The organism is Microbulbifer bruguierae (assembly GCF_029869925.1).
GTDB classification, from domain to species: domain Bacteria; phylum Pseudomonadota; class Gammaproteobacteria; order Pseudomonadales; family Cellvibrionaceae; genus Microbulbifer; species Microbulbifer bruguierae.
Window position 1 is genome coordinate 832,061 of sequence record NZ_CP118605.1, and the last position, 18,762, is coordinate 850,822.

The 18,762-nt window shown below is 56.8% G+C and carries 18 protein-coding genes; 7 read left to right on the plus strand and 11 right to left on the minus strand.

The window, feature by feature from the left end:
• Positions 1-137: 137 nt before the first annotated feature.
• A complete protein-coding gene (gorA, locus tag PVT68_RS03570; protein ID WP_280321240.1) occupies positions 138-1,499 on the minus strand; it encodes a glutathione-disulfide reductase in 1,362 nt (453 codons plus the stop codon).
• Positions 1,500-1,744: 245 nt separating this feature from the next.
• Between gorA and PVT68_RS03575 the strand changes: the two genes are divergently transcribed.
• The gene (locus PVT68_RS03575; protein ID WP_280321241.1) at positions 1,745-2,227 is read left to right on the plus strand and encodes a hypothetical protein; all 483 of its coding nucleotides are present in this window, start codon (positions 1,745-1,747) and stop codon (positions 2,225-2,227) included.
• Positions 2,228-2,330: 103 nt separating this feature from the next.
• Here PVT68_RS03575 and PVT68_RS03580 read toward each other — a convergent pair whose 3' ends face one another.
• From PVT68_RS03580 to PVT68_RS03595, 4 genes are all read right to left on the minus strand, one after another.
• Positions 2,331-3,524, minus strand: coding sequence for a TIGR01620 family protein (locus PVT68_RS03580; protein WP_280321242.1), 1,194 nt, complete (start codon positions 3,522-3,524; stop codon positions 2,331-2,333).
• Positions 3,521-4,954, minus strand: coding sequence for a YcjX family protein (locus PVT68_RS03585; protein ID WP_280321243.1), 1,434 nt, complete (start codon positions 4,952-4,954; stop codon positions 3,521-3,523). Before PVT68_RS03585 ends, PVT68_RS03580 begins: the two co-directional genes overlap by 4 nt.
• Positions 4,955-5,285: 331 nt before the next feature.
• Positions 5,286-6,089 carry a GIN domain-containing protein gene (locus PVT68_RS03590; protein ID WP_280321244.1) on the minus strand — a complete coding sequence of 268 codons (804 nt, stop codon included), beginning with the start codon at positions 6,087-6,089 and terminating at the stop codon, positions 5,286-5,288.
• A gap of 129 nt (positions 6,090-6,218) precedes the next feature.
• Complete coding sequence (locus PVT68_RS03595) at positions 6,219-6,635, minus strand: HIT family protein (RefSeq protein WP_280321245.1); 417 nt, start codon at positions 6,633-6,635, stop codon at positions 6,219-6,221.
• A 505-nt stretch (positions 6,636-7,140) separates the two neighbouring features.
• Here PVT68_RS03595 and PVT68_RS03600 point away from each other — a divergent pair.
• The 4 genes from PVT68_RS03600 to PVT68_RS03615 all read left to right on the plus strand — a co-directional run bounded on the left by PVT68_RS03600 (position 7,141) and on the right by PVT68_RS03615 (position 10,020).
• Positions 7,141-7,578, plus strand: coding sequence for a hypothetical protein (locus PVT68_RS03600; protein WP_280321246.1), 438 nt, complete (start codon positions 7,141-7,143; stop codon positions 7,576-7,578).
• Positions 7,579-7,820: 242 nt separating this feature from the next.
• Positions 7,821-8,285: an FKBP-type peptidyl-prolyl cis-trans isomerase gene (locus PVT68_RS03605; RefSeq protein ID WP_280321247.1), complete on the plus strand. Its 465-nt coding sequence runs from the start codon at positions 7,821-7,823 to the stop codon at positions 8,283-8,285.
• A gap of 120 nt (positions 8,286-8,405) precedes the next feature.
• Positions 8,406-9,212, plus strand: a complete 807-nt coding sequence (gene tcdA, locus PVT68_RS03610) for a tRNA cyclic N6-threonylcarbamoyladenosine(37) synthase TcdA (protein ID WP_280321248.1) — start codon at positions 8,406-8,408, stop codon at positions 9,210-9,212.
• An 82-nt stretch (positions 9,213-9,294) separates the two neighbouring features.
• A complete protein-coding gene (locus PVT68_RS03615; RefSeq protein WP_280321249.1) occupies positions 9,295-10,020 on the plus strand; it encodes an alpha/beta fold hydrolase in 726 nt (241 codons plus the stop codon).
• 53 nt (positions 10,021-10,073) lie between these two features.
• Here the strand turns inward: PVT68_RS03615 and PVT68_RS03620 are convergent, their stop codons facing one another.
• A complete protein-coding gene (locus tag PVT68_RS03620; protein WP_280321250.1) occupies positions 10,074-11,741 on the minus strand; it encodes an aminotransferase class V-fold PLP-dependent enzyme in 1,668 nt (555 codons plus the stop codon).
• Between the two features lie 23 nt (positions 11,742-11,764).
• A complete protein-coding gene (locus tag PVT68_RS03625; protein WP_280321251.1) occupies positions 11,765-12,550 on the minus strand; it encodes a TatD family hydrolase in 786 nt (261 codons plus the stop codon).
• 99 nt (positions 12,551-12,649) lie between these two features.
• Between PVT68_RS03625 and PVT68_RS03630 the strand changes: the two genes are divergently transcribed.
• Positions 12,650-13,285, plus strand: a complete 636-nt coding sequence (locus PVT68_RS03630; RefSeq protein ID WP_280321252.1) for a LysE family translocator — start codon at positions 12,650-12,652, stop codon at positions 13,283-13,285.
• A gap of 19 nt (positions 13,286-13,304) precedes the next feature.
• Here PVT68_RS03630 and PVT68_RS03635 read toward each other — a convergent pair whose 3' ends face one another.
• The 4 genes from PVT68_RS03635 to PVT68_RS03650 are packed head-to-tail and all read right to left on the minus strand — an operon-like array spanning position 13,305 to position 17,548.
• Entirely contained in the window at positions 13,305-14,171 is an 867-nt protein-coding gene (locus tag PVT68_RS03635; protein ID WP_280321253.1) for an SDR family NAD(P)-dependent oxidoreductase, read from the minus strand.
• The gene (locus PVT68_RS03640; protein ID WP_280321254.1) at positions 14,168-15,172 is read right to left on the minus strand and encodes an SDR family oxidoreductase; all 1,005 of its coding nucleotides are present in this window, start codon (positions 15,170-15,172) and stop codon (positions 14,168-14,170) included. Before PVT68_RS03640 ends, PVT68_RS03635 begins: the two co-directional genes overlap by 4 nt.
• A gap of 46 nt (positions 15,173-15,218) precedes the next feature.
• The gene (locus PVT68_RS03645) at positions 15,219-16,187 is read right to left on the minus strand and encodes a bile acid:sodium symporter family protein (RefSeq protein ID WP_280321255.1); all 969 of its coding nucleotides are present in this window, start codon (positions 16,185-16,187) and stop codon (positions 15,219-15,221) included.
• A 14-nt stretch (positions 16,188-16,201) separates the two neighbouring features.
• Complete coding sequence (locus PVT68_RS03650) at positions 16,202-17,548, minus strand: flavin-containing monooxygenase (RefSeq protein ID WP_280321256.1); 1,347 nt, start codon at positions 17,546-17,548, stop codon at positions 16,202-16,204.
• Between the two features lie 262 nt (positions 17,549-17,810).
• Between PVT68_RS03650 and PVT68_RS03655 the strand changes: the two genes are divergently transcribed.
• A complete protein-coding gene (locus PVT68_RS03655) occupies positions 17,811-18,722 on the plus strand; it encodes an AraC family transcriptional regulator (protein ID WP_280321258.1) in 912 nt (303 codons plus the stop codon).
• The last annotated feature ends 40 nt before the right edge of the window (positions 18,723-18,762 follow it).

The window sequence follows — 18,762 nt, forward strand, 5'->3', positions numbered from 1 at the left end:
TGCTTCTCTTCACAAGACTTCACACACCACTCAACGTATAGAACAGAGGGGTAAACCAGCAAAAGGGCTGTGCCGCCGGAGCGGCACGGCCCTTTTGGCGAAGGGCATACCCTTGTTGGCTTACCCCAAAAAAATCATCAATCCGCAACTGGCGTGCGCATAGTCACGAATTCTTCCGCAGCGGTGGGGTGAATCCCGATGGTTTGATCGAATATCCTTTTCGTCGCCCCAGCCTTCATTGCTACCGCCAAGCCCTGGATGATTTCTCCCGCATCCGGCCCCACCATATGCGCACCAACCACCTTATCGGTATCGCGGTCAACCACCAGCTTCATCAGGGTCCGCTCATCCCGCCCACTGACTGAATGGCGCATGGCTTTGAAGTCTGACTTGTAGACCACCACCGGAATACCCGCCTGGCGAGCCTCCTCTTCCGTGAGGCCTACAGTGCCGATATTTGGCTGGCAAAATACCGCCGTGGGGATATTGTTGTAATCGATTTCTGCAGTGTTTCCCGTCTGCCAATGTTTCACCAGTGCCATGGCTTCGGCCAGGGCCACTGGTGTAAGCTCCGGGCCACCGGTTACATCACCCAGCGCATATATGCTGGTAACGCTACTGCGGAAATTGTCGTCGACACCTATCGTCCCATCCTTATGGACAACTACCCCGAGCTTTTCCAACCCCAAATCTTTGGTATTGGGCTTGCGTCCAGTCGCATAGAGCACAGCATCCACCTGCAACTCACTACCGTCATCACTGTGTACAAGGAGGCTGCCATCACCCTGCTTCTCGATGGACGCAACCCGGTGATTGAAGCGCAGCAGGGTGCCTTTTTTGGTCATTTCATCACGTACGAACTTGCGCACATCATTGTCAAAGCCACGCAAAAACAGTTCTCCGCGGTATGACAAATGAGTCTCCGCTCCGAGGCCCGCAAAAATTCCCGCGAACTCAACGGCAATATAACCACCGCCAACCACCAGCACCCGCCGGGGAAAAACCTCTAGCGAAAACACTTCATTAGAGGTAATCACATACTCACTGCCAGGAAATTCCGGAACCTGCGGCCACCCTCCTGTAGCAACCAGAATACGCTCAGCGCTGTATGTATCATCGCCAATCGCTACCTGCTGGCGCCCCACCAACGAGGCCCGACCATTCAAAATCTGAACGCCGGAATTGGACAACAGGTTGCGGTAGATACCATTGAGACGGGCTATCTCCCGTGCGTTGTTGTCGCGCAGGGTTGGCCACGCGAACCTCGCACCCTGCTGCCCTTCCCAGCCGTACGCCTCTGCATCTTCAAAGGACTCTCGGTAGCTGCTGGCATAGACAAACAGTTTTTTGGGCACGCAGCCTACATTGACACAGGTCCCACCCATGTAGCGGTCCTCTGCAACGGCTACACGCATACCCGCAGCTGCAGCCATGCGCGCGGCGCGAACACCCCCGGAGCCGGCACCGATAACAAACAGGTCGAAATCGAATTCAGACAAAATTGATCCCCTTGAACTACGTATTGGGCCCTTTACTGGTAAAAGTGCGCAAATAATTAGGCGCCAGTTCAGCAATTGGCACTTTAGTGACTAATCATACTTAAAAGCCGTTGACACCAGACGGCGCATTCGATATTCATGTGATGCTAATCACAATAACAAGCCTTATAGCTAATACAAAACTAGGGCATTCACCAATGAAAACCCCAGCAACTCCTTCGACACCACTATCCAGGCAAAAAAAATTGCCTCTTACCACAGTGATGATGGCCGGCCTGATGGCTCTCTGCGGTATCGCCGAAGCCAAAGAACATCCCTCCTACCTTTCACAAAGCTACTGCGATAGCGTGGTCGAGCAATTTGTAGAATCAGGCATGCGCAGCCTTGGTAAATACATCAACGACAACTTCAGCCTTGAGTACAAAGGCGGTATCCGCAATACCGTCAATTTTCTCAATCAGCGCTCAGAATGGCTTTCCGAGTGCAATGACTTTCTGCGTGATACCTCAAGCAGTTATGTGTTTTACAACGAGGAAAACACCAAGGACATCTTTGACGCCATCAATGCGCTGGCAAAAGAGTTACAGCTGGTCCGAGAGGGTGTCGAGTATCCCGATGAATCTGGCAATAACAACCCGCATCCGTTTATCAAAGGCCGCTTCGATACTCTGGCGAAATTGATGGACCAGCATCACACCCGGATACTGATGAAAAAACAGTTCCAGTGATTAAATCGCGCGACCGACTCACAACCGAGTCAGGTCGCGCCGCGTCACCTAACTCTCGCCATATACCGGTCAGCTAATTGCACAGATGTCCGCCAGGCGTCCGTTATTTCTTCTCGCCCTCTCCGCCCCGGGCTGCAGCCTCTTGCCGACTGAAGGATTCAGCCGGTACATCCGGCCAGAGGCTGTGATCTCGCCCCAACAAGCGCTCTTTCAGGCTTTTCACTATACGCTTGGTGAGCGCACCCAGTCGGGGCCGCTGTTTTGCTGAAAATGGAATAGGCCTGCAGCTATGGATTGACGCAAGGCCTATCCGGGCCATAAACAAACTTGCTCCCATACCTTGCCCCAAGCGCGCGGAAACGGTGCTCAGCATGCTATCTCCTACCAACTCAGGCCACAGTTCACTCACTGCATACTCACTGGCCCCACTGTAGGCCACCAGTGCCAGAATTTTGTTGAACAATCGCCAACGCACCACAACCGACGGACGCACACCATAGATTTGCGCCACATCATCAATCATGCGCATAGACTGTCGCAATGCAACCAGCACATCCAAGGTGGTAAACGGACTGAGGCCAACCAGAGCTCCAGTGGTGGTGGCGTGGCGTACGATTCGCCGCAAGGCCTCCTGGTCCAGCGCCTCGAAAAAATTCAGTTCGAGATGGTTGAGCAATTCACTGTTGTCGTAATAATCCGGTGTTTCCTCCAACACGCGGGACAACAGGGCTCCCTGAGGCTTACCCGCAAATAGATGCCGCAACTGGGTATTCAATGGCTCTACCGCGTCGGTAGCGCGGCTGTCGCGTACCTCCGCAGCGAGTTCCTGGGTTTTCTGTAGTTCACGTAGCGGCCGCCCGGCGCGGAAGTACTCCCACACAGCGCTAGCAATGGTCAACACCAGCGCACCAATAATCACCCCGGCCAATAGCCCGAGCGTCCAGTGCATATCCGCCGCCCAATAGAAAAATTGCCTCAGTTCCCAGAATACGGCGCCGAACGACAGCGCCAGCGCAGCCAGCAGCGCGGGCTTCCACAACCGCAAACGAAATACCGGCAGACGCAATTCGGAAAATGAAATTTTGTTTGGCAGGGATTCACCGGTGGTGATGGACCGCGGCAACTGGTCCGGCTCCTCGCTCAACGATTCCACTCGGGTGCTGCCGCGCACCTGCGCCCGAGGCTCCTCCGCCTCCAGATTTTCAATCCTGGTCTGTCTCCGGGCACGCTGGCTGCCCCCCGCTTCCCCGGCATTCACCCCGTCATTGCCCGCAGACTGATCATGGGTATTGCTCACACTTTGTCTCCCAGCAACAGGTTCAATAACGCATCGATACGAATATGGGGCATATAACCTTCCCGACCAATCCCCATGGGGGGGCGCAGCTGCGGTGGCAGCGCACCAGCGTAGTGTTGCCACTCTCTATCTTGCGGCAGGTGAGCCATTATCTCGGCATTTTCAAAACCCAGATAGCGGCCATCCATACCATGACCGACAAGCATTCGCCGGCCTTCGCGGACGCTTTCATTAGAACAGCGCACGGCAGCAATGGCCTCGCAATACAGCGGTAATCCTCGGTGCCTGGCACCGGAAAACACCTGCTGAAGCTGCTGGCCAAGCAATTGGCGCAGGGCATCGTGATCGGCTGCCAGTACCTGATCCACTTTGGTAGCGGCAAACAGCAGCCGATCGATCCTGGGACGCCAGAGTTTGCGCAGCAGGCCGTTACTGCCATAGCGGAACGTCTCGGCAATGTGACCGAATGCCCGCCGCATGTCGTCGAGAGCAGCTTCACCAGCGTATAGCGTGGTAATCAGATCCACGAGCACCAGTTGACGGTCCAGATGGCGGAAATGGCTGTCTACAAAGGGCGCAACAAGTTCATCCACATAGGCCCGGTAACGACGCTCTAACACTTTGTAATTACTGTTTTCGGGCAATCCATCCAGCACCTCCTGCGGTTGACGCCCCAGCGCAGGCAACGGGAAAAAGCCGTGCTCCGCGTCGTCCAGCAAGGCCCGCCCCGGTTGTAAGTAGCTGAGACTCCTGGCACTGCGACAGTCCCGCAAAAACTGCCGGTAGTCCTGCCACAGACTATCCAGCTCCTGCGGAGATGCAGTAGCCCCCGGCTGCAACCGGTCTAATCGAGCGAGGAGCGTCGGTGCCAACTCCGTACGAGGCGCAGTGGCCAGCAAGTCTCGCTGGTGGCGACACCAGGTGGAAAAATCCATACGCAACAACGGCAAATCCATCAGCCATTCGCCGGGGTAATCGCGGAACTCAAGCACCAACGTCTGTCGGTAATTTCGCCCCAGCCGGCGCCCCTGGAGATGCACATGCAACTCCAGCGCAGAAAGATCTCTGGTGGAATCCGGCCAGCGCGGCGGGTTGGCAGTAAGGGCGTCAAGACACCGCTGATACTCAAATAGCGGCAGGCCGGTATCCAGTGCCGGTTTTAACTCGGCCCCCAACAGACGGCCATTGAGTGCCGGAGCAAATCCAGGCAACTGGGCCCGGTCCGGGTGACTCAATTGATAGATCAGGCTGGAAATCAGGGTGGATTTTCCCGCACCGCTAAGGCCGGTAATACCGATACAGACCCGCCTGTCCAACAACCGCTCAGCGGCCCAATGGGACTTGTCGCGCGCCTCTTTACGCAGCTGCCGCCACTGCTGCTTGAGCGTCTGCAACTTGCTTTTCCCGCCACCAGTGTCATCTACACCCATAACATTGCCTCAAGTGCTCCACGACATAGAGCCCTGCTCTGAAATCCGTTCGTCCTTTCGCCTTTTGAGCGCTCACGACACTTCTCCTTAGATAGCCCCAAACCCCACACGCCGAGGCTCACTTCACGGATGATCTTTAACCGGCGGACTAACTCCCCGCCCCCATAGGAGAATGGCGATTTCAGTGACGATTTCAATCCACAAATTCTACACCCGACAGCAAAAAGCGCGGCCCTGACGGAACCGCGCTTTTATGGAATGCCATATTCGTTCGCGCAATGAACGCGATGCTTGTGAGTTCAGATTGACGAACAGACTAGCACCACGTCAATCAATCAATGATCGCCACATCACCAGAACCCATCACTGAAAAGGACTCACGCTGCGGACGCCTCAACACAATGTCACCGGACCCCATCACAGAACCTTTGGCATTGTCGACACTCAAATTTTTGCCCACAAAATCACCAGACCCCATAACATTTACATTGAGGTTGGCAACCTTGCCACCGATCGCCATATCACCGGACCCCTTTATCTGTGCAGAAAAATCTTCACCGATAAAATTGTCCATCCGGATATCACCAGAACCCGTAATATTGGCAGCACCGCGCACCGCCAGTACCGTGGTCAATATCAGGTCCCCGGAACCGGTAACACCAGTGCTCAGGTTCTCCGCTGCCACTTTCTCTACCCGAATCAGGCCTGAGCCAGTAACACGCAAATCGAGCGCCTCACTCTCCAGTGTCTCAGCGGTAGCGTCGCCAGAGCCGGTTACGCGAATGGCGGAAATCCGCGGCAGAGTCACACTAAACTCTACATCCGGCTCATTGCTGATGGTGACCACCCCAAACAGGCTCTTGCGATTAGCCTCCACGGACAATTCCAGGGTATCGCCATCCAGCTCTGCCCGGGCGTGTACCAGATCCTTCTCCTCGCCACGAGCAGAGACCGAGAATTCAGGCCCCTGTACCACTCTCAGGTTCGACCCGCCCTTCACAGCGATAGCGGTGAAACCCGCTACATCAAAGCTTTTGCTGGACGGCTGGGCGACAACAACACCAGAACCCAGAACCAGAACAAATGCGACAAACAGGCCGCGCAGACCAGCACGGCAAAACAATCGGGAGAGCATGATCAAGATACCTGTTTATGATTGATTGCCAGTGGGACGCTTCCTGTGACCGGTTTGGATGCAGCCTGCCGGATACCGCCTGGAATCCACTTCGCAGACACCAATGATCCAGCTCCGCCCCGCACCCATTCAAACGCCGCAATGAAACCCAAGCTCCGTGAGCGCTTCCCGAAGCCTGGCCGCTTCAGCCGCCAACACCTCAGGTTCCGTCTGCTGCTGTAGGGAAAAATCCAAATCGGCAATTTCATTGATTGGAACCAGGTGATAGTGGGTGTGGGGAACCTCGATACCCGCCACCATGACCCCCACCCGCTTCGGCGAATAGACCTTCTTCTGCGCCTTGGCTACGTTGGCAGCAACCTCCATCAGATGTGCACTGAGGTCCGCAGGCACGTCGTCCCAGTGATCGATCTCCTCGACCGGAATCACCAGACAGTGGCCGGGTTTGACGGGCGCAATGGTCATAATTGCCACAGCGCGCTCATCGCGCCAGACAAAGTGACCTGGCAGGTCGCCATTGATGATTTGGGTAAAGATACTCGCCATTGATTCCTCACATACCAGACGTCGCTCTAGAGGCCACGGATCGGCGCCCCCTACACACGCGTGACATTTACGCGCAACATTAATGATTCGAACCATTAAAGACTGACAAGTCTATCAGTGCCAGCTAACAATCCGAAGTCGTATCGGACGCGGCTTGTACCCTGGCCAGCTGCGCCAACCACACCATTTACACGCCAACACACAGGATATCCACCGATAAAAAATTGTTTGAAAAACAGTAACTTGTAGCAAATTCCGCCGTCAGTTGCGTCAGATTAGCCCCAAAGGGCACAACCCGAGGAAGCGCGTGACAATTTCACCCTATCGCGTTGGCAGGGGTATATCCATCCCGTAATCTTGCCGCCCATATCGCGACAGACGATCCGACGGCCCCACGGGTTACAGGCAAAGCTTCCATTGCGGCGACCTGTGGACATTAACAAAACAGGCCAGGTCGGACGCCCGCCGCCAGTTCGAGTTTCGATCTCACAGGGGGAATCCACCAATGCCACGGACAGTGCCAACAACCGTACCTACGAGAGCGCCTGCAGGCGCCATATCCACAACATCAAATGACGTACACTCCGGCGCAGTACTGCAACTGCTGGGGGGGCGCCAGTTTGTCGACCACACCGTGGCTGAGTTCTACCAGGCTGTGGGCAAGTATCTGGCACCCGATGACATCAGTGAGCATGGCAAACAGCAAAGCCGACAGGCCCAGTTTCTGAGCCATGCCCTGTCCGAATTACCAGAGCCCACCCACACCGCGCGCGCCCGCTTCCTGGCCCGCGGCCTCAATCCACCACTTTTTGAAGCGATGCTGGAGTTCCTGGACGGCCGCCTGCAAGAGCTGGGCTTCTCACCCCAGTTTCGCGCCCGACTGGTAGAGTCCACCAGTGCGCTTTATGACCGTTGCGAAGAGCCACTGTCCATCGCCTGCTGAAACTCAAAGGTCACGTTCAACAGGGCGCCCGCTTAACCCGGAAGCCCTGTTCGCCCACAACCTGCTTCGCCCCGCCACTCTGCTCGCTGGAGCTGTACTCCCCGGGAACATCTTCCACCTCGGTTGCGACGGCCGTGGAGCGCCCATACAATGCGCACTCAAACAGCCTTTATCCCCCGTTTGCTTTTCCTTCCGTAAGCGGTAAGCGCTACAACCCACTCTCAAGATACAAGAGACAGCCAATGAAAATTGCTAACCACAACGTGGTGGAGATCAACTACACCCTGAAAGACGCCGAAGGTACCGTGATCGACACCTCCGAAGGTGGACAGCCGCTCAAATACCTCCAAGGCGTGGGCAACATCATTCCTGGCCTGGAAAAGGAAATGCTGGATAAAAGTGCCGGCGACAAATTCAAAGTGGTCATCGCCCCGGAAGAAGGTTACGGCCCGCAAAATCCGGAGCTGATCCAAACCCTGCCGAAGGACGCTTTTGGCGGTGTTGAAGAACTGCAAGTAGGCATGGCATTCCGCGCACAGAGCACCGAAGGCCACCCAATCGAGGTGGAAATCATCGATATCGACGGCGACCAGGTCACCATCAATGGCAACCATCCGCTGGCAGGTGTCGAACTGCACTTCGACATCGAAGTGGTTTCCGTACGCGAAGCAACGCCGGAAGAAATCGATCACGGTCACGTGCACTAAGCACGCGATACGTTGTATTTGCAGGGTGCCGTCAGGCACCCTGCCATCCCTCCACCCCGTTCCGCACCAACCGATTCGAAAGCGATTCGAAAGCCCCGCGCGAAGTACCCGGATAACACCATGCCTCTAAGCGACTCTTACCTGCAACGGTTTGGCGGTATTGCCAGACTCTACGGTGAATCCGCGCTGGAAGCCCTGCACCGCTCACATGTGGTCGTCATCGGCATCGGCGGTGTCGGCAGTTGGACTGCGGAAGCACTGGCACGCAGCGGCATCGGCAAAATCACCCTGATCGATCTGGACGATATCTGCATCACCAACACCAATCGTCAGATTCACGCGCTAGTGGACACAGTGGGCGACATCAAGGTGGAAGTGATGGCGCAACGGCTGCGAGAAATCAATCCGGAAATTGACGTCCACACCTGCGAAGACTTTATCGCCAGTGATAATTTTGCCGAACTGCTCGACCCGGAAAACATCGCGATTGATATTGTGGTGGACGCGTTTGACAACGCGCGAATCAAAGCCGCGCTAATAGCCTACTGCAAGGCGCGCAAGATAAGACTGATCACTGTGGGTTCCGCCGGAGGCAAGACCAACCCGACAGCCATCGACTGTACCGATCTCGGGCGCACCGTAAGCGATCCGATGCTGGCAAAAGTGCGCCAGCACCTATATCGATTCCACAATTTTCAGAAGTCCAGCAAGCGACAATTCGGAATCGACGCCATCTACTCCACCGAGCCCATGGTTTACCCGCAGCCAGACGGCCAGGTCTGCCAGCAGAAAAGTGGCATGCAGAACGGAGTAAAACTGGACTGTAGTGGCGGCTTCGGTGCCGCCACCATGGTGACCGGCACGTTTGGTTTTGTGGCGGCAGGCAAAGCGATAGAGCGGATTCTGAAACAACACAAAAAAACATGATTGGCAATTCGGCTCATCAGGCACCTTCGGCTGCACACCCTCCCCAGGTATTCGAGCCTGAGTCCATCAAGTGGAGAACCATGTGGACACCTCCTCATGCCCTGTCGTCCTGATTCCAGGCTTTATGCTGGACGAGTCACTCTGGGACGATTTCAGAAATCATCTTCCCGAAAACTGGGTGGTTGTTAACGCATCTCTGAGCGGTGGCCAAACAATATCTGAAATCGCCCGGCATATTGCCGAACACGCCCCCGAACGGTTCTTACTGATTGGATTTTCCCTGGGCGGTTACATCGCCAGGCAGTTGGCCGCAGACTACCCGGAAAGAGTGGGCGCACTGGTTATCGTCGCAAGCTCGCTGCGAGAAGATACGGAACAGCAAACCAAGCTGAAACAACAGGCAATAAACGCTCTGTCCGACGCCAGATTCAAAGGACTGAGTAACAGCACGATCGCCAATTCACTACACCCCCATCGCGCCGCGGATACTGATCTCATTTCCCGCATTAAACAGATGGGGAACCGGCTGGGGTACAAAGCACTGGCCATTCAATCTGTGCTGGACAGGTCCGGCGTGCCGACAGAAACCATCGCCTGTCCGACGCTGGTGGTAGCAAGCACCAGCGATGCCCTGCGCTCTCTGGATGAGGCGCAGGAACTGGTTAGAGCAATCCCCAATGCATCGCTGCAGATTATTGATGACGCCGGCCATATGATTCCCCTGGAGCGGCCCCGGGAACTCGCGGCGACGATAGTCCACTGGCTGGGCTCGCAGCGAATTCATCATGCAGATATCGAGTGCAAATAACACTGTTACGGATAAAAATTCGGCGGGCGCCAAATGTCGTTAATACGGTGTCGTCAACGGGGCGTCATCAGCAAATACGCGCGCTCTAACAGTGCGCGGAATCCATTGGTCCTGGACTCACTCAGTTGATGCTCCAGCCCCAACTCTGCAAACAGCGATTCCAGATCCGCGCGCGTAACCGCACCGTCGCCTTGGTCATCCAACTGTGATAGCAGCAATGCCCCCAGTCCCCTGACGATACGGCTGTCGCTGTCGAGCGCAAAACGGTGCAGCCCGTTTTCACAACGGTGCACCAGCCAGGCACTGGACTCGCAACCGCGCACAAGATTTTCCTCGCTGCGAATTGTCTCCTTGCGGGAAATCACTTTTGCCCATCCCATCAGCGTGCGGTACCGGTCCTGCCAGTTACGCTGAGCCCTCAAAACTTCGATATCCACCGCCCCCAGGTCGTCCGCCTGCCAGTCCCGGGTGTCCGAATCGGCCGTCATGCCCCCCTGCACTAGGACCTCATCGCCCAGATGCACAATAAACTCCGCTACCGCAGCGACAAACTTTTCCGCATCTGCACGAGTGTTGTAAGCGGCCAGGGACGCGCGCAGTGTGGCACTGTGGCCACTGGCTCGCACCAGCGGCTGGGCACAGTGATGGCCGACGCGCACGGCAATATCGCGCCCGTCCAGCCACTGCATCAGATCAATGGCGGCGCAGCGGGGGTGGGTGAAAGCAACAATGCCCAGGTTATTGTTCGCCGCGCTCAGCAGATCAATTTCCGGGATCTGACTCAGGCGATCATGCAAGAAGTGCAGCAACTGCTGCTCATGCCGCGCCATGCCTCCTCGATCCTGCTGATCGAGAAATTGCAGACAGGCACCAAGTCCGGCGATGGCCGCGAGTGAAGAAGTTCCCGCTTCAAATTTATGCGGAAGTTCCGCGTAGTGGCAGGAATAGAGGTCGACATCTGAAATCATCTCACCACCACCCTGCCAGGGCGGAATTTCCCGCAACCGGGACTCACGCCCATACAGCAATCCAACCCCAGTGGGGCCGTAAAACTTGTGCGCGGAACACACCAAAAAATCACAGCCGATGGACTGCACATCAATATGTTCGTGTGCTGCCAGTTGCGCGCCATCCACAATCCAGTGAATATTTTTTTCCGCAAGCGCCGCGCGCACAGCATGCAAGTCAGTGCGAAACCCGAGGGCGTTGGAGCCTGCGGTAAGCGATACAATTCTGGTGCGCGGCGTAAGTACTTCGTACAGGCGGTCAATTTGCGGCACTCCCCGCTCGTCAGGAACGTAGCAAAGCTGCAATTGATAACGCTTCGCCATCATCTGCCAGGGTACCAGGTTGGCATGGTGCTCGGCGGTGGTCAAAAGTACCTGATCGCCGGGCTGCAATTGCGAACACAGACTATAGGCCAGCAGATTCAGGCCCTCTGTAGCTCCGCGGGTAAACACAACTTCTTTTGCGCAGGTCGCACCGAGGAACGCGGCGGCAAGTTCACGCACTTGCTCCACCATATCTGTGGCGCGTCGGGCCAGGCGGTGGCTGGAGCGGTGGGTATTGGCATTACTGTGGCGATAGAAATCAGCGATGGCATCGATCACACAAGCAGGTTTCTGTGTGGTCGCGGCGTTATCCAGATATACCAGCTCCCTATTTTCAGACTGGGAAAACAGAGGGAACTGGCTTTTGAAGGACTCGACGGAAAAACTCATAACTAGGTATTCACAACCGGGCATCAAAGATTGAACAGCGAGCAGGCATTTTCTTCGGTCTGGGCAATGACTTTATCCACGGAAATCCCGCGCAATTGCGCAAGGGTTTCCGCCACTTCCGGCAAATACTCAGGACTGTTGCGCTCGCCCTGGCGACCGGCGTGTGGCATATCGGGCGCGTCGGATTCGAGCAACAGGGACTCCAGCGGCACTGATGCAAGGGCATGGCGGGTCTTGGAAGCACGCGCATAGGTAATGGTGCCACCAACACCGAGGTAGAAACCCAGTTTGCGATACTCCTCGGCGATTTCTCGACTACCACTAAATGCGTGGATCACACCACCTCGTTCCGGTGGCGTTTGTTTGAGATGTCGAATGACCTCACTGTGTGCCCGCACACAGTGGACGATCACAGGCAAGTGCAGCTCTTTCGCCGCTCGCAATTGGGCTTTGAAAACGGCCACCTGTTCATCCATAGGCGTGTCGATACCCGCATCAAGGCCACATTCACCAACCGCAACGCAACAATCATTCCCTGCCCGCTCGTGTACTACCCGCTCCACTATCGCCCGCTGCAGCCGTGCCGGTTCAATCGCCAGCTCCTTCACCCACCAGGGGTGAACTCCGACCGCACCATACCAACCCGGCTCACTATTAACGAGCGCAAACAGCGAGCGCCACTGGGAAATACTGACCCCGGGTAAAATCAGTTTTTCGATGCCCCGCGCACGACAGCGATGCCAGACATCGCCACGATCCGACGCAAAGGCCTCGAAATCAAAATGGCAGTGGCTATCAATCAGTGACATGTTGAGCGACCAGGGAAATTTGCAGAATTCTAGCATGGCGCCTGACGCACAGGTTTACCACGGCGAAGACAGGGCGGATAATCAGCGCAACCCGTGCGTATGCTCTCCACCACTGTCACCCCATTCCATGCCCCGAGGCCTAACTTGCTCGAAGCGCTATTGCCGATTGCCCTGTTTGTATTTTCCACCAGTATCACACCCGGGCCGAATAATCTGATGATGATGTCATCCGGGCTGAATTTTGGTGTCAGCCGCTCGATGCCGCATTTCCTCGGAATCTGCCTCGGCTTCCCGGCAATGATCATTGCGATTGGCCTTGGCCTGGGCGCACTGTTCAGTCAGTACCCGATTTTGCATGAGATCGTTCGCTGGGTAGGTATAGCCTACCTGCTCTATCTGGCGTGGGTTATTGCCAATACCCGTGAGATCGGAGCTGCGGAGGGGAAGAAGCCATTTACCTTCCTGCAGGCAGTGGCTTTTCAGTGGGTAAATCCCAAGGGCTGGATTATGGCGATCGGTGCACTGGCGGCATTCACGACGCCGGAGGGCACCATGCTGATGGAGGCTGGACGTATTGCCCTGGCCTTTATACTGATTGGCGGTCCCTGCATTGTAATCTGGCTAATGTTTGGGGTGGGTCTTAAGCAAATATTGACAACACCTCGCTACATGAGGATTTTTAATATCACTATGGGCCTGCTGCTGGCCGCTAGCGTCATCACCATGATCCGCTGACGGCCTAACAAGCTCATCATTAGCCGTCAGCTAACTTATCCGCCCTGGCGACCTCCAACTCCACCCGGAAGTTTTTTACCATCTGACGCAGGAACAGCTTCGGTGCGAGTTTGTACAGGTAAGCTCCCAGCAAGGATTTATCCCGCGGGAACAAACGCTCTTTACCGGCCACCAGCGCGCGGACTATCTCCTTCGCCATCCAGTCAGCGCTGCGCACCTGGCCGATAGTACTCTGGGCGTGCCTGGCGCGGCCGCCGTCACCGGCAAGCGCATTCTTGTCAATATTGGTAGCCACAAAGCTCGGGTAGACCATGAGTACACGCACGCCCTCTTCACGCACTTCCTCGCGAAAGGTCTCGAAATACTGGTGCAGCGCACTCTTGGCCGCACAGTAACCCGCACGCCCGAGTACCGGCATCCAGCCCGCCATGGAGCTGATATTGACGACGCAGCCTGACCCAGTACTCAACTCTCCCATCAGCCCCTGAGCCAACTCCACCGGCGCGTGGTAATCGACCGCCATAACCCGGCGAATAACCGCGTTGCTGGTCTGAGTGGAGAGGCTGCGATGCGTGATGCCGGCATTGTTGACCAACAGGTCAACCCGCGCATAGCTACTGCGCAGCTCAGTGCACAATTCAGCCACCGCAGTCTCACTGGACAGGTCGGCAACAAACACATTGACGCCAACACCCCGCAATTCAAGCTCCCGCGCCCTCGCCGTTAGGGCATCTGCATCCACATCGATGAGAGCAAAGCGCAGCGGGCCCCGCGAGACGTAGGCATTCTCAAGTGCCCGTACCAGCGCCCAACCGAGGCCACCGGCAGCACCGGTGACCACGAACACCTTTTCCCCGCCCTGCGGAGCAATCTGAGGATCACTCATGCCGCCTGATCTCCCGCCACTTCTATTGCGGGCGTAGCGGCGTGGGTTACCCGGGCGCTTTCCAGATCCACATCAATACCCAGGGCTTCTTTCGCAAAAAAGGCAAACGCCTCAGCAGAGGTTTTACGCGGACGGTAACCCAGTTCATCCTTGAGACGACGGTTCAGCAACACCGGGCGGTACTGCAGGAACATGACCTGCGCCGGCTGCACATTTCCGAGGCGCAGCTTAAAACTGATGCCGAGCAACAGCTTCAGCAACCACACTGGTGGACGACGCAGTGGCTTGCCAAGCAGGCGGGCGATTTCCTGCGGCGTTAGCGCACCGTCGCCCGCCAGGTTATAAATACCGCTGGCATCCTCTACTACGCCATACTCGATGGCACCGATGACATCCTGATCCCAGATAAAGACAAACGGCGAGTTATGCGCGCCCGGGTCAATAATGCTGCGGCCTGCAAATAATTCACTGATCTTGCTGTTGGTGGTAGCACCAATGATGGAGCAGGGACGGAAGATCAACTGCTTCAACTGCGGGTGGCGCCGGCGGTATTCCGCCAGCATCTCCTCGACCAGACGCTTGTGGTCAGAGTAGGCAAACTCCGGGTTGCCACGCAGTGGATGATCTTCGCCAAGCCATACGGGACTGTCCTCGTGGTAGCCGTAGGCCGCGCCGCTGCTGGTGAGAGTGACATGAGTCACGCCAGCGGTAATACAGGCGTCCAGCACATTGCGGGTACCCTCTACATCGATGCGATATTCGCGCGCGCGATCGCGCCCGGGAGACACCACCGATGCCAGATGCACCACATGGGTAATACGTTCAGCGCGCATCAATTCCGCCAATGCGGCATCGCAAATATCCATAACGAACAGCGGAAACGGTACATCGCGATGCACAATATCCACCCCCACTACCGACATTTGCCGCCCGAGTAGCTCCCCTAACTGACCGCCCACATAGCCCGCAGCGCCGGTAATCAATACCCTTTTTTCACTCATTGTTACTGCTCTTGTTTTTTTATTGTCCAGGGGAAACCCACGCTACTCAGACAGTACTCGGTGCTTCCGGCGCCCCTGTCTTGTCCGCGCGCGCGCGGAGTCGACGTTCGCTGTAATTCCAGTAACCAGCGAGAGAAAGACCCGCAACCAGATGCCAAACACCCCAGAAACCGGCGACGACCAACATTTCCCCGGCAGCGGGGTAAAAGGTAAACAGAATGGCCAGTGCCAGCCCTGAATTCTGGATGCCCACTTCCATGGTCACCGCACGCCGGTCGGCCACCGGCAAACGCGCGGCGCGACTGGTTAGGTCACCCACCAGAAACGCGAGCGCATTGTGGGCGATGACCAACACCAATACCGATCCCGCCACCTGCAACGCGGTTTGCCAGTGCTTGCTGAAAGAAATGACGACGAACAACAGGAATACCAGCAGCGATGCGCTACGGAAATGCTGCTCGCTGCGTTTGGCAAACCCGGGAAACCGCGCCCCAACCACCATTCCCAGCACCATTGGCAGCGCCAATACCATGACCACGATCACGACCATGTTTTCAGCGGGCAGCGCTATCGCCTGTAACAGCTCGCGGGTATTGGGATTCAGGCTGCCGTAGAGAGCAAAATTGAACGGCGTTGCCACCACTGCAACGAGGCTGGACACGGCGGTCATGCTCACCGAGGTCGCCACGTTGGCGCGCCCGATCCACGTCATGACATTGGAGAAGGTGCCACCAGGACAGCAGGACACGAGAATCATGCCCAGCGCCAGGCCAGGCGAAATATCGAGCGCCCAGGTGGCAGCACAAGTAACGGCCGGCAACAGCAGGAACTGCGCCACAAGACCGGTCACCGGCGCCACCGGACGCCGCAGCACCCGGCGAAAGTCCGCAGTGCGCAAGCCCAGAGACACCCCAAACATCATAAATGCGAGCACCGTATTCAACGCTAGCAGCGCTGCGGGTGACATCTGGAAGCCATCTATGGCTGCGGGTACAACACTATTCAGTTCATTCATGGATTCTTGCGACCTCAGCGGGTCGCCACGGCCGGATTGGCGGAAAAGTCATCAGTATCCGCAACCGGACAGTCCTTCAGCAAGTCCCGGGTGTGACCAGCCAGTGCTTTCAGGTAGCTATCCTTGTGCACGTAATAGGCCATGCGCTCCAGCTTCAGATACTGCATGCCGCCATCGGCGCGGTTGCCCGCCTCCGCACGCTTTACCTGCTTCAGTCTGCCAGCGGAGGCGGCGCCCCCAGCCAGCTGCTTGATATACAGAGCAACCATTTCCGCCTGCCGGTTACGCCCTTCCCAACCCAGACCAGCGGCCTCCACCATGCCCATCAGGAACAGGTTGTCGTACTCCGGGTGGAATACATTTAGGTACATTCGCGGCGCAAACTCATGCCAGTTCAGGTGAGCACGGTCGATAAACGGATAGTGCAGCTTGTAGCCCGTAGCCATCAGAATCATGTCGTACTCGGCGCTACTACCATCGGTGAAGGTGACTTTGTGCCCCTCCACCTCAGACAGGTCCTTGCACACCCGAATATCTCCGTGACCGATATGGTGGAGGATCAGGGAGTTAATCACCGGATGGGATTCGAACATCTTGTAGTCCGGCTTCGGTAAACCGTACTGCTCTGGAGTGCCGAGCATCAGCTTCGAAATTCTCGCGCTGATGCGCTGCTGGATAAATCGCGGCAATTTGATCTTGCCCCCCAACGCATCGGTAGCCTTGCCGCCGATAAACTTGGGCAGAAAGTAATAGCCGCGGCGCAGGCTGATATCCACGCTCGCCGCGCGGTGCACCGCATCTACGGCAATATCCGCCCCGCTATTCCCGCAGCCCACCAGCAGCACGCGCTTGCCCTCGAAAACCGACGCATCCCGGTAGTCCGAAGAGTGCAGCAACTCACCGGCAAACTCTCCCGGCAGCGTCGGCATATTCGGGTGATGCAGGGTACCGTTGGCAATCAGCAGGCCGCCAAACACCCGGGTCTGCTCTTCGCCCTTGTGGCGCGTAGTGATATGCCAGTCTTCCCCCACCCGCTCGCAATGCAGCACTTCGGTTTCGAATTCATAGTGGCGATAGAGGTCAAACTTCTGTGCATAGGCGCGAAAGTAGTCTCGCATCTCGCTGTGATGAGGAAACAGCGCTACCTCATCGCTCATGGGAAACTCTGCGAATTCGGTCATGCGCTTGGACGAGATCAGGTGCGCGGACTTATACATGGTGCTGGTGGGACTATCGATATCCCAGAGCCCGCCCACATCACTATGAATCTCAAATGCCGTGCAGGGGATGCCGTGCTTGACGAGATTGCGTACACTGCACAGCCCCATAGGGCCGGCACCAATCACCGCAAATGGTTTCATTATTCTTCTCCCGGATCGCTCGATCTGTTTCTGGCGCGGCAGGGGAAAGGCGAAACCATTCAAACCTGCCAATTCGCATTTGCCGTCAATATAACGTGACAACCCCGAGCCCCGTCGTCATAATCGGGCAGCATCTGGTTAATTTCGGACAACGGTTTTGAACACAGCCGACAACAGAACTGTCACACTTAGCTATACGCGAGCAGTTATAAGCGCCCTGGAGCGACTCCAACTGAAGCTCCCCCCTAGAGCGGAGGCACTTTTGGCCTCCATTAACGAGGACCAGCGGGTCCCTATGCACGTCCAGGAAGAGATCTGGCTGGCGCTACAGGAGGCGCACCCGGACCCTTTACTGGGCATCCGTCTCGGCCAGGCCATGCAGGGCAGCCAGATGGGCCTGGTCGGGTATCTGCTGATGACGCAGAAAAACCTGGGCTCGGCACTGGAGCAGCTGCTGATCTACCACCCACTGCTCGGAGAGGGCGGCCAGTTCGAAATGCGCCGGGGCAGCTTTTATGTAGAGCTCTGCTACCACCCCAACTATCTGCGCTGCGCGCGACTGCGGGTGGAAACGGTGCTGTCAATCTGCCTCGCCCAGTCCAGGGCCATGACTGCGCGGGAATTTCAGCCCCAGAGCGTTCAGTTCGCCTACCCCACCCCCTCTCTGGCGGTACAACAGCAATACCAGCAGTTACTGCAGGCGCCGGTCCAGTTCAACGCGGCATCCTCTGGCATCCGCCTGCGCCCGCAAGACCTGGAAATTCCACTGGTCGCCGCCGACCGCCAGGTAATGGCGCGCCTGAAGCCGGAAGCGGACGCCCTCCTTAAGGCCCTGACCAGCAAGAGCCTGCAATTGCGTGTGGCGCACCTGCTGCAACAGGAACCGCAACTCAGCCGGGAACAATTGGCGGCCCGCCTATGTATCAGCCCGCGCCACCTGGGACGCAAGCTGTTGGAAGAAGGCGCCAGCTTCCGCGCCATTCAGGATGAAGTGCGCAGCCATTACGCCTGCCAGTGGCTGCGCGAGGGGGAAAAAACCAACGTGGACATCGCCGCGGCACTGGGTTACTGCGATGAAAGCGCCTTCGGCAAGGCCTTCCGGCGCTGGACCGGACTCTCTCCCAAGGGGTTCAAAACCCACCGCGGCATCGGCACATCGAGCGGCAAGGACTGACCTACAGTTAGGAAACCCCCCGACTGAACCCGCAGGAGTC